We start from the raw sequence: 11,745 nt of genomic DNA, 5'->3' as shown, positions 1-11,745 counted from the left end.
CACTTCCCGTACCAGTTTTCGAGTCCGGTGCCGGAGGGATCTGGAGACAGAAGTCGGCTGCGGTGGCCGCCCGCTTCATAAGACGATCGATTCCATGCTCCCGTTCGGCTAAGTCGCCTCCTTTCGGGACCAAATATGTTTTCAGATAGATATAATAGATCAATTATAGCGCGGCTTCAATCCATTTGTTAACATCTTGTCAACAAATTTAATGAAGAAGAATCTCGATCAAGACCTCGATATTTTGGCTAATTACACGAAATGCTCCTTTCGTCTTGAGTACGCTCGAACTGACGGAGATCCGCTTCATTCGCCTCTTTGCTCCGCCCTCCCCTTCCATCAGATGGCGGCACTGCCTATAATGGAGTACAGTCTCGGCGATATCATCGTCGGTGCCTGATTGCAATGATAACGAAACAGTGTTACGATAATTTCGTAACATTGTTACATTAGAGGACGATGAAGGAGGCTTCCGCATGTTATGGATGAACAACTTATCTCAAAAAAAGAATTGCTTGAGATGACCGGCATCTCTTACGGCCAGTTGTATCGGTGGAAGCGCAAAGATCTGATTCCAGAAGAATGGTTCATTCGCAAGTCGACGTTTACCGGTCAGGAGACCTTTTTTCCGAAAGATAAAATATTGGCGCGTATCGATAAAATCATCGACATGAAAGACAATTTGTCCCTTGACGAGCTGGCAGACATGTTCTCGCCCAACTTGGCTGAGACGGCACTCCATAAATCAGACATTGTAAACCGCGGCATTGTGTCACCGTTGACGCTGCAATATTTCACGGACCAGACGGGCGATGCCGATGCTTTTACATTTGAGAAACTGATTCATATGTACGTGCTTGATCGAATGCTACAGACCGGAGAAATGAGCCTGGCGGAAGGCACAAGCCTGCTCCAGGTGCTTCGCGATCACTACAAGCGATTCGATGGGAGAAGCTGCGAGCTGATGCTCGTGCGGAAGATGGGCGTCTCGTTCTTCTTGCTCACCTCCAGTCCGGGCGAAGTATATTTCGATAGCGGAACCAAGCTTGTGTCTCATATCTCGCTCGCGAGCTGCTTGGAAGAATTAAAGGTCAAACTTACTTGATTGGGGGAAGCTCTCATGAGTCAGCATTTGAGAGATATCAGCATATCTGGATTCGGAAACTCATCTGGGGGGACGTTCCAGCGCGTTCGCATTGATGGAATGGGAGAAATAAACGGTGATGTTGCTTGCGCTTCGTTCGTGAGCAACGGCAAAGGCAAAATAACAGGGAGCATTCAAGCCGATAAGTTCGAAGTCCGCGGCATGTGTACGGTTAAAGGTAGCATGCAGGCCGACCATAGCCGCATTGACGGGACGATCAGCATCGGCGGCCGCCTTACTGGGGAAACGATTGAGATAAACGGAACGGCATCGGTAGCATTCGACTGTGAAGCAGAACGCTTCAAATCCCATGGAAGCTTCGACATCGGCGGATTGCTCAATGCCGGGGCCATAGATATCAAGCTGCTTCACAGCTGCCGCGCGCGGGAAATTGGCGGCGAGCACATCTCCGTTATGCAAGGCAAACCGTTGTCCGTTTTCAGCAAGCTATTCTCTACCTTGTTCAGCAGCCCGCATCTGGAGACAGATACGATCGAAGGCGACAAAGTTGTTCTGGAATACACCAAAGCTCGCGTCGTACGCGGGACGCAGGTTATTATCGGCCCTGGCTGCGAGATTGATTTGGTTGAATATAAGCAGTCCGTGCAGCTGCATGAAAGTGCGCGAGTAAACAACCATATTAGGCTATAATCCGCATATGGTTATTCGGGAGGTACGCGAATGGAACAGCGTCAGCATTTAAAAATAATGGGATCGTCCTGCGCTGAAGGAGGCACATACGACAAAGTCAGCATTTTGGGTGACGGAGAGGTGAACGGAAATGTGGAATGCCGCCTGTTTACCTGTGCGGGCACGGCGAGGGTGCATGGCCACGTAAAGTCCGAGGAGATGAAGATTCGCGGCACCTCACATATGGAAGGAAGCCTGCTTGCGCGCAAGCTTGCCGTTCAGGGGCAAAGCGACTTTACGGGTAGCGTGAAGGCGCAGGAAGCTAACATCAGCGGCATGGTGAATATCGGCGGCAGCCTGCAAGGCGAACGCTTGAAATTGAGGGGCTCGGTCGAGGTACAAGGCGATTGTGAAATCGAGACCATATCCGCAGTCGGCTCCTTTGCAGTGCACGGTCTGCTCAATGTGGGCAGCTTGGATTTACGCATCAATTGGCACTGTCAAGCGAAGGAAATCGGCGGCGAAAGCATCATGGTCCGCAAGGGAGGCGGACTCACCAATATGCTCAAATTTATTCCGGGCATCTTCCAAGCCATGCCCGATGCGCGGCTGACCGCCGATATCATTGAGGGCGACCATATCGAACTTGAGCATACGACCGCAGGCATCGTGCGCGGCAATCACGTCAAGATTGGCCCCGGCTGCGAGATCGGGCGCGTCGAGTATCGCCATCACTTCGATCAGGCTCAGGATAGCGCCGTCAACTCAGTCGTTCAAATGTAACCATTTTCTGCGTGAGATAAGCAGAGAACCGATACCCGCCATAGGTACCGGTTCTCGTGCTCCAATATAAAGCTGAATCTAAAGTCTCTAGAACTTGAACTTGCCAAGAGCCGCTTGCAGGCCATGGGACATCCGCTTGAATTCTTCAGCCGAGCTCGCCAGCTCTTCCATTACCGCATTCTGTTCTTCGGTCGCAGCCGCGATCGATTGAACGCTCGCCGCCGATTCTTCGGAAATCTGGACGACACCCTGCACTCGCTCAAGCATCTCTTGCGAACTGGTATTCACTTCTTGGACAATGGCCTCCACCATGCTGGCCAGATTGGATATTTCCTTCATCATGGCGACCATCGCGTGAAATACGTCGCCAGTCTCGTTTACGCTGCCAATCCCCGATTTGACGAATTGATAGCCTTTGTCCATCGCTTCGACCGCTTTTCCCGTTTCGGATTGGACTTCCGATATAATTTCGTGAATTTCCATTGCGGCCTTGTTCGATTGATCCGCCAACACGCGCACCTCGTCGGCCACTACGGCAAACCCTCTTCCATGTTCCCCGGCGCGCGCCGCTTCGATCGCAGCATTAAGCGCAAGTAAATTCGTCTGACCGGCAATATCGGTAATAATTTTCAGAATTTCACCGACCTTACCGGATTTCTGCTCCAGATTGTTCATAATCTTGGAGCTCGATTCAACATTTTCAGACAGTTGATTCATCTGGTTGACCGTTTCATTTACGATGTCATTTCCAAGCACAACCTTGTCATTCGCTTTCGCAAATTCATCGGTTATCGTCTTGACTACTTGATCAACCTCTCCAATCGCCATCGTGACGTCCTCAATCATTTGGCTGACCTCCGCCAGCTTCTTGGAGCCTTCATCGACGCCCATCGAAATATCTTGCAGCGATATCGTAATCTGTTCAGACGATTTACTCGTTTCTTGGGAGCTAATCGCGAACTCATTCGACGTCAGCGTAATCTTCTCACTCGTGTCTACAACATGATCCACTAAGCTCTTCAGATTAGTCCTCATGCCCGAGAAGCTGCGTGCAACGGCTCCCCAAACATCTTTGCGATCTGTAGCTAAAGCAACACGCTTCGTAAAGTCGCCTTCGCCAATATGTTCTATCGTGTGTGACACGCTCCGAATCGGAGTCACAAATAATCTTCGGACAAGCAGCCAAGTTACCCCTGCTATGACTATCAATGCTCCGACCGTGACGCCAAACATAATCCAATTATAACTATTGAGTCCGTTATCAAAGTCGTCGAAGTCGGCCACGGAAATGACGGTGTAATCGCCGGCTTTGGCAGCAAAAGCGTAACCCCCTAACCCGGTATCAAGAAACAACTCATGCTGTCCTCCCGAATAGAGCGGACTTAAATCATCTTTCCCGTTTGACAGCCCCATGCCTGCCCGTGCGATAACTTTGCCGTCTTTAACTAGTAAAGCATAGCTGTGATCTTTGTAGGCTATCGAGTTCAAAATGACCTTCGGATTTTCTCCTTTATGCTCCACTATGAGCTTGCCGATTTGCCGCACTACCGTCTGCGCATCTTCTACCATGAGATCGTTGACGATATTCTTCATATAACTTAAATTTACCCAGCATGTCGCCTGAATGACAAGGAAGGTCAACAGGCTGATTGGCAATAAAATGCGTGCCAAAAGAGATTGAAAACAGCGGCTCCATACTGCTCGAAATCGTTCGTTGATAGACTGAAGTTTCATTAGGATCTCACCTTCTTTGTAATAGAGTGCCATGCCGGCACGTAGCGATGTTCATGTGATGAGAAAATCTCCCCATCGGGCCTTTCAAAGATGAGCGGCCGCGTTTAGAGGCTAGTGATAAAAAAGACTCCCCGTCCGAAAACGGGCAAGTCTTTTTAGCCAATATGCTTTCTATGAAACGTTAATTTATGAGTGCTTCCTAGAGAGTGTCCAAATAACGCTCCGCTTCTTCATAGCTTTGCACCACGCCGTACGCGCCGCCAAGATCTTTCACCAAGCGGGACAGTTGAAGCTTCGTCAAGGCGGAGCTCACGATCATCGCGGAACCTTTCGTGTTTTTGCGCGCCATGTACTCACGCAATCCTGCCAAATAATCGTTTACTTCCGCGGGTGCCGGCTGGGCATTCGCCATATCGATGCAGAACGTGTATCCTTCCTTGGCTTTATCAACTTGACCGCGAACGGCTTTATCGTAATCTTTTGCCTCGTCCATTGCCATCATGCCTTCAAGTTTTACATATACACGGTTCTTTGCTGCGTCAAAATTTGTTTCAAACATCGTATCGTTCCTCCTCAGATGTTGTGGTTCCATAACCACGTCTATTGTGTAAATCGCTGTTGCTGCTTGTTACCTTTCACAGTGCTTCCATTATTGCCCCTATTCTCGATGCCATCCCTCCCATATGTAGTCTCGAAACCGATTTATTTACCCGGTTACGACAGGAAGCCAACTTCGCGGCAATGCTTCAGCATGCTCGTAATTTGCGCATCTCCCGGTTCTGTCCAAGAGAATCCGAGATAGCCCAGCACGGCCGTCGTCCGCTCGGCGGAATGAACGAATGAAGTCTGTGCCGTCCCTTCATCCATCCAACCGCTGTGCAGCATGACATTCTCTACCGCTTCTCTGTCCGCTTTCTGCTCGTAGCGCTCGAACAAATAATCCAAAAAGCGATCCATCGGCAGCGGCACCACGGAACATTCATCCCGCTCCGCAAGCATGTCTGACATGCCGATGCGGTTCGGATTATAAATGTGGAACGTTTCGTTGCGCAGCTCAGGCTTGTCAAACAGCGTAATGATCGCTTGACTCACCTGATCTACGTAAGACAAATCCGTATCTTGCCCGGTCTCTGGGACAGCACCCAACCGGATGAAGGCTTTCACTGTGTTATAGAAGCCATTGTCCTGGATATTTTCTTGGAAATGACCGGTCTCGGAATTGAACACGATGTTGCCGATTCGATAAATGTTGGCATTCACGCCATTCTCCCGGGCCTTCTCCACCTGCTTCTCTGCCGCAAACTTCGTCTGCACGTAATAGTTGTCATGCCGCTGACCGATGTCCAGCGCGTCTTCGGTAAAGAGCACCTCTGCCTTCCCTTCGATCGTTCCCATTCCAACGGACATCGTAGATACATGATGGAACTCTTTCTTGTTCCCGGCAGCGGCTAATTCCAACAAACGCTCCGTTGCGGTCACATTGTTCAGCACGAATTCGGAATAATGCCCGTAATGCTTCACATTGGCGGCCGCATGAATGATGCAGTCAACTTCGTCCGCCAGCTTGGCGTATACGTCCTCTTCCAGTCCAAGACGCTCTTCGCTCAAATTGCCGTTGATAACCTCAATTCGCTGCCCATGCTGCTGCGCCAAGGAAGCTCCGAAATAATAAGCAAGCTTATCGTATAATCTTTGCCGCGACTGTTCGGGCGATTCCCCGCGGACAATGGCAATAATCGCGCTATCCGTGCCGACGAGCAGATCACGAAGCAAGTAAGCGCCCAAATATCCTGTCGCTCCGGTCAGCAGAACATTGCGGTATTGTGCCCGTTCCGATAAATCCATCTGGCCATACCGTTCATTTCGATTCCGGTAACGGGTCCAGCCTTCACTTACCATCCGATCTTCTTCACCGGATGCTGCTTGCAGATAAGCTTCCCGAATCTGTTCGAGCTTGTCTTTCATATGATTCGGACGGTACTTCATATGCTGTGCCAGCTCCCGAATTGTCGGATACGCAAATATATCGCTGACATCGACTTCGAACTCCTGCTTTAATTGGGCCACGAGCGTGATGGCCTTCAAAGAATGGCCGCCCAATTCAAAGAAGTTGTCGCATACTCCGACCGACGCAATCCCTAACAGCTCCTGCCACATATCCGCCAGCTTCATTTCGGTGTCATTGGCTGGAGGCACATAGTTCGCCGCGGTCCATTCCTGCTTCGAAGGCGCCGGCAGCTTCGGCCGATCGATTTTCCCGTTCGTCGTTAGCGGCATTTGCTCCAAAAACGCATAGTAGGTCGGTATCATATAATCCGGCAAGTGTGAGAGCAGATGCTGTCTGATGTCGGCAGCTGTCAATGTGCCCTCGGCCACAATATAGGCGCACAGCGCCTTTTGCCCCGGAGACTCCTCGATATCCGTAACAAGCGTTTCCTTCACCAGCTCATGGGTGCGGATTTGCGCTTCAATCTCACCCAATTCCATCCGGTAACCGCGAATTTTGACCTGATGGTCTTTCCGTCCAAGAAACTCGATGGTGCCGTCTGGCAGCCACCGCACGAGGTCCCCCGTCTTGTACAGCTTCTCGCCGGAAATGAACGGGCTGTCGATGAATTTTTCCTGCGTCAGATCATCCCGGTTCAAATAACCGCGCGCCACGCCGTCGCCGCCAACCCACAGCTCGCCTGCCACGCCAATCGGCTGTAGCTTGCCATATCCGTTCACCACGTAAGCAGCCGAGTTCGCAATGGGCTTCCCAATCGGGATCGAGCCGTCCCGTTCCGCCGTAATGTGGTGGCAGCACGAGAAGGTGGTATTCTCTGTAGGGCCGTAGCCGTTCACAATCGATATCGGCGCACACGCATGCAGCACGCGATAAATATGCTTCGGCGACAAGACATCACCGCCGACGAGCAGCGTCCGCACCGGTTCGAAGAGACGCTCATTTTTCTCCACCAGTTGGGTAAACAGCGGCGATGTGAGCCACATCATCGTGATGCCATGCCGAGCGATGGCTCGCTCCAACTGCTCAGCATCCAAGATCGTCGTCTTGTCCACCAACACAAGCCGGAGTCCGTTCAGCAGCGCTCCCCAGATTTCAAACGTCGAGGCATCGAATACGAGCGATCCCGTCTGCAAAATGCAGTCATCCGGTTGAAACGTCACGAAATTCGTATTCTTCACCAAGCGAACCACGTTGCGATGCGTGACCATAACTCCTTTTGGCTTGCCCGTTGAGCCGGACGTGTACATCAAATAAATCAAATGGTCTTGACGGTTCACATGCTCCAGGTTATCCGACGACTCACGGGACAGCTCCGGATCGGAGAAGCCGAGGCGCTTCAAGCCTTCAGGCAGCCGATCGGCCAAATGCCCGCTTGTGAGCACGATTGCCGCGCCGCTGTCTTCCAGCAAATACTGAATCCGTTCCTGCGGGTAATCCGGATCGATCGGAACATAAGCTCCGCCCGCCTTCATGATTGCAAGCACGCCGATAATCATGTCTGCTGTCCGTTCCGTGAACAGACCTACCGGTTGTTCGGGTTTCGTCCCTTGCTGCCGCAAATATCGGGCCAACCGGTTCGCCTCCGCGTTAAGATCCCCGTACGTTAGTTCCCGTTCGCCCGCCACTAGAGCGATGCGATCCGGCGTGAGACGCGCCTGTTCCTCGAACAGAGCGTGCACTGTGGAATTACGCGGATAATCTGCCGCCGTCTGATTGAACTCGTGAATCAGTTGCTGCTGTTCTTGCGCGGTGATCATCTCCAGCTCGCCGATTTTGCGATCCGGCTGCTCTGACGCTTGTTCGGCCAGCTGCACGAAGTGCTCGGCCATCCGTTCCACCGTAGCCCGCTTGAACAGCTTCGAGCAAAATTCGAAGTTAAGCGATAAAACCTCTCCGTTCTCCACCGCTTCCAGCGTTAAATCAAACTTCGACGTGCCGTTGTGATAGGGCACTGACGTGAAGGCGGCGTCCCCGGCATGGAGCGACGTATCCCCCATGTTCTGCATGACGAACACCGTATCGAACAGCGGATTGCGGCTTACATCCCGCTTCAGCTGCAGACGATCAATCAGGCTGTCGAGAGGATAATCCTGGTGCTCATATGCCGACAGAAGAGTATCCTTCATTTCTTCCAAATAAGCGGCGAACGTTTTCTCGCCCTCTGGATAGCTCCGAATCGGCAGCGTATTGACGAACATGCCCATCATCCGGTTCAAATCGGCATGCGTCCGTGCGGCAATCGCACAGCCGACGATGACATCTTCTTTATCCGCATATTTGGACAACAGCACATTATAAACGGACAACAACGTCATATATAGCGTCGTTCCCTGATCAAGAGCCATCTGCTTCAAGCCTGCCGCCGCTTCAGCAGGCAGCGTTACACGCACGATATCCCCCTCGAACGATTGCACGTTCGGACGGGGGAAATCGGCCGGAAGCTCCAGTACCGGAAGCTCTCCCTCTAACACACGCAGCCAATGCCGTTCATGGCCATCTATATCTTGCTTCCGCTGCGACTGCCATTCGGCGTAGTCTTTATACTGCAGTCGTATTGGCTCAAGCTGCTTGCCCTCGTACAACGCTGATAGCTCTTCGGCGAAAATGCTGAGCGACGTACCGTCAAAGACAATATGGTGGATGTCCAGCAGAAGCACATAATCATCTTCCCCAAGCTTAGCCAATGCTGCCCGGAGCAAAGGCGCCTCCTCCAATTGGAACGGCTGGACAAATTCGTTGGCAAGGTCCGCTGCGCTGCGGCCTTCCGCCTCAATGAACTGCAGCTGGAAGCCGGCATGGGCATGCACCTTCTGGATTATTTCATCCTGCTCCCAATGAAAGGAGGTCCGGAATGCCTCGTGCCGTTCCACCAGTTGGTCCAACGCCTGCTCAAGCCGTCCTGCGTCCAGCTTGCCACTTATTTGATACACGAGCGGTATGTGGTAAGCCATGCCGACTCCGCCCCGCTGTTGCAGCGCGAACATTCGTGTCTGCGCCGGAGCCAGCCGGTAATGCGGCTTCGCCTCCGCCGGTTCAATCGCCTCGAACCGCCCTTCTTCGCCCCCATCGATGAGCGCGGCCAGCTTGCCGATGTATGGATTCGCGAACAGCTCTTTGAAGGACAGCGTGACATGGAATGCAGCCGCTATCTTCGCCTGCAGCTGAGCCATCTTCAACGAGTGGCCTCCCAGTTCGAAGAAATGGTCCTCCGTTCCGATGGGCGCTATGCCAAGCAGTTCCGCCCACATGTCCGCTAGCTTCATTTCCGTCTCGCTGACGGGAGCCGTGTAACCAGCGGCAGCCCGCTCCCGCTTCTCTGGCTGCGGCAGCTTCGCCCGGTCGATCTTGCCGTTAATCGTAAGCGGCATCCGATCCAAAAACATGAAATAGGCAGGCACCATATATTCCGGCAAATGCTGTGACAAATACTCCCGGATCTCGGCCGCCGCCATGCCTCCTTCTGCCACGATGTAGGCACAGAGCGCCTTTTGCCCCGGAGTTTCTTCGAAATCGATGACAATCGCTTCCGTCACCTGCTCGTGAGCATGAATTTGCGCTTCAATCTCGCCGAGCTCCATTCGGTAGCCGCGAATCTTCACTTGGTGATCCTTGCGGCCTACGAATTCAATACTGCCATTCGGCAGCATCCGCACTAGGTCGCCCGTCTTATAAATCCGCTCCCCTGGCACGAACGGGCTATCGATGAACTTTTCCTGCGTCAGCTCTTCCTGATTCAGATAACCGCGCGCAACGCCCTCGCCGCCGACCCACAGTTCGCCTACCGCCCCTATTGGCTGCAGCATGCCGTACTCGTTCACCACATAAGCGGTCGAGTTCGTTATCGGCGTACCGATGGGTATCGTGCCGTCCACCTCATGCTTTAGCTCGAAGGAGGTGGAAAATGTCGTATTCTCGGTCGGACCGTAAATATTCGATATCGCGATTGGCGCACAATCTTTCGCCGCGCGGTAAAAGTGCTTCGGCGACATCAGTTCTCCACCGACGAGCAATTGGCGAAGCGGAGCGAATATGCGCGGGTTGCGGTCCACCAATTGGATGAACAACGCCGTCGTCAGAAACATAATCGTCACGCCGTGACGGACAATGGCTTGTTCCAACTGCTCCGCATCCAAGATCGTCGTCTTGTCAACCAGCACCAAGCCCAATCCGTTCAAGAGCGAGCCCCAGATTTCAAAGGTCGATGCATCGAACACCAGCGATCCCGTCTGCAGGATGCGATCGTCTTGGCCGAACTTCACATAGTTCGTTTGTTTGACGAGTCTAATGACGTTGCGGTGCGTGACCATCACGCCTTTCGGCCGCCCCGTCGAGCCCGACGTGTAAATGATATAGATGAGATCCTCAGGCTGATTGACAGAAGGCAGATTGTCCTCCGGCTCAGCGGCCATATCCGGATCGTCGATGATGATGCGTTCGATGTCGCCCGGTAAATAATCGGCCGCTAATCGGCTTGTCAGTACCAAGCGCGTGGCACTATCCTCCAACACATATTGAATGCGGTCTTGCGGATGATCCGGATCAAGCGGGACATAAGTTCCTCCAGCTTTCAGAATCGCCAAAATGCCGATGACCATTTCCGCGGTTCGCTCTGCCATAATCCCGACGGTTTTCTCGCGGGTCACCCCCTGCTTCCGCAGACGGCGGGCTAATTGATTCGCCTTTTTATTCACTTCCCGGTATGTAAGCTCCCGCCCTTCTTCCACAACGGCAACTCGGTCTGGCGCTTGAAGCACCTGCTGTTCGAACAGCGCCTGTACGGTAAAAGTTTTTGGATAATCCGCCTGCGTCCGGTTCATATCGCGAATCAGCTGAAGTTTATCTTGCTCGGTCAGCATCTCCAGCTCGCCGATTTTTTTCTGCGGGTGCCGTGCAGCTTCTTGGAGGAGCTGCAGGAAATAGACTGCCAACCGTTCTATCGTCGTTTGCTGAAAATGATTTTGTTCATAATAAATCGTAAATACCGGTAAAGTCGCGCCATCTGCGCCAGCATACTGAAATCTGCCATGCAGTCCGCTTACGTGTTGAGTTTCAGGAAGCTCAGGGCAAATTCCGGTGCCGCACCAGCAATATGATGCAACGCCGCCTTCCTCCAATGCTGCTGAGCAAGACTCGCCATCTGCGTCATCAGAGGACGACAGACTGGCATGAATGCTCTGGATGCCGGTTAACGTTACGTCGTTCTGGCTGACTACCGTATGGATGCAGTTGCCGTTCTCTGCTCCAACTATGTGAAGAGCCACTTGTTCCGAATTGTAAAACCGGGAAAGCAGAGCAGCCCAAGCTCCGCATATAACGGATTCCAGCTTGACGGAATGCTCGCCTGAACGCTCGGTCAGGAGACGTGCCGTCTCCGCTGGCATCTCGATAGGATAGGCGTCATGTCCGGCCAATTTTTCTACTGTCAATTGAATTGAAGCCACTCTAT

6 protein-coding genes are annotated in these 11,745 nt (G+C 52.4%); 3 read left to right on the top strand and 3 right to left on the bottom strand.

The window, feature by feature from the left end:
* The first annotated feature begins 481 nt into the window (after window positions 1–481).
* Genes JSQ80_RS16060 through JSQ80_RS16050 form a run of 3 tightly spaced genes read left to right on the top strand, consistent with a single transcriptional unit; the run spans window position 482 to window position 2,557 of the window.
* Window positions 482–1,105 (top strand): YhbD family protein, encoded by a 624-nt coding sequence (locus JSQ80_RS16060; RefSeq protein WP_206096006.1) that lies wholly within the window; start codon window positions 482–484, stop codon window positions 1,103–1,105.
* Between the two features lie 15 nt (window positions 1,106–1,120).
* Window positions 1,121–1,795: a polymer-forming cytoskeletal protein gene (locus JSQ80_RS16055; protein WP_206096005.1), complete on the top strand. Its 675-nt coding sequence runs from the start codon at window positions 1,121–1,123 to the stop codon at window positions 1,793–1,795.
* 30 nt (window positions 1,796–1,825) lie between these two features.
* Complete coding sequence (locus tag JSQ80_RS16050; RefSeq protein ID WP_206096004.1) at window positions 1,826–2,557, top strand: polymer-forming cytoskeletal protein; 732 nt, start codon at window positions 1,826–1,828, stop codon at window positions 2,555–2,557.
* Between the two features lie 87 nt (window positions 2,558–2,644).
* Here the strand turns inward: JSQ80_RS16050 and JSQ80_RS16045 are convergent, their stop codons facing one another.
* From JSQ80_RS16045 to JSQ80_RS16035, 3 genes are all read right to left on the bottom strand, one after another.
* A complete protein-coding gene (locus JSQ80_RS16045; protein WP_240463688.1) occupies window positions 2,645–4,291 on the bottom strand; it encodes a methyl-accepting chemotaxis protein in 1,647 nt (548 codons plus the stop codon).
* 199 nt (window positions 4,292–4,490) lie between these two features.
* Complete coding sequence (locus JSQ80_RS16040; protein WP_087435046.1) at window positions 4,491–4,850, bottom strand: protein kinase; 360 nt, start codon at window positions 4,848–4,850, stop codon at window positions 4,491–4,493.
* Window positions 4,851–5,005: 155 nt separating this feature from the next.
* On the bottom strand, window positions 5,006–11,740 hold the full coding sequence (locus tag JSQ80_RS16035) for an amino acid adenylation domain-containing protein (protein WP_206096002.1): 6,735 nt from the start codon (window positions 11,738–11,740) through the stop codon (window positions 5,006–5,008).
* Between the last annotated feature and the right edge of the window lie 5 nt (window positions 11,741–11,745).

The sequence above is a fragment of the Paenibacillus apiarius genome (genome assembly GCF_017052585.1).
Lineage (GTDB): Bacteria > Bacillota > Bacilli > Paenibacillales > Paenibacillaceae > Paenibacillus_B > Paenibacillus_B apiarius.
This window is presented reverse-complemented; position numbering and strand designations above follow the sequence as displayed.

What these genes read in the sequence shown, in the direction of transcription:
- JSQ80_RS16060 (WP_206096006.1), top strand. Translation starts at nt 482, where the DNA reads ATGGATGAACAACTTATCTCAAAAAAAGAATTGCTTGAGATGACCGGC.
- JSQ80_RS16045 (WP_240463688.1), bottom strand. Translation starts at nt 4,291, where the DNA reads ATGAAACTTCAGTCTATCAACGAACGATTTCGAGCAGTATGGAGCCGC.
- JSQ80_RS16050 (WP_206096004.1), top strand. Translation starts at nt 1,826, where the DNA reads ATGGAACAGCGTCAGCATTTAAAAATAATGGGATCGTCCTGCGCTGAA.
- JSQ80_RS16040 (WP_087435046.1), bottom strand. Translation starts at nt 4,850, where the DNA reads ATGTTTGAAACAAATTTTGACGCAGCAAAGAACCGTGTATATGTAAAA.
- JSQ80_RS16055 (WP_206096005.1), top strand. Translation starts at nt 1,121, where the DNA reads ATGAGTCAGCATTTGAGAGATATCAGCATATCTGGATTCGGAAACTCA.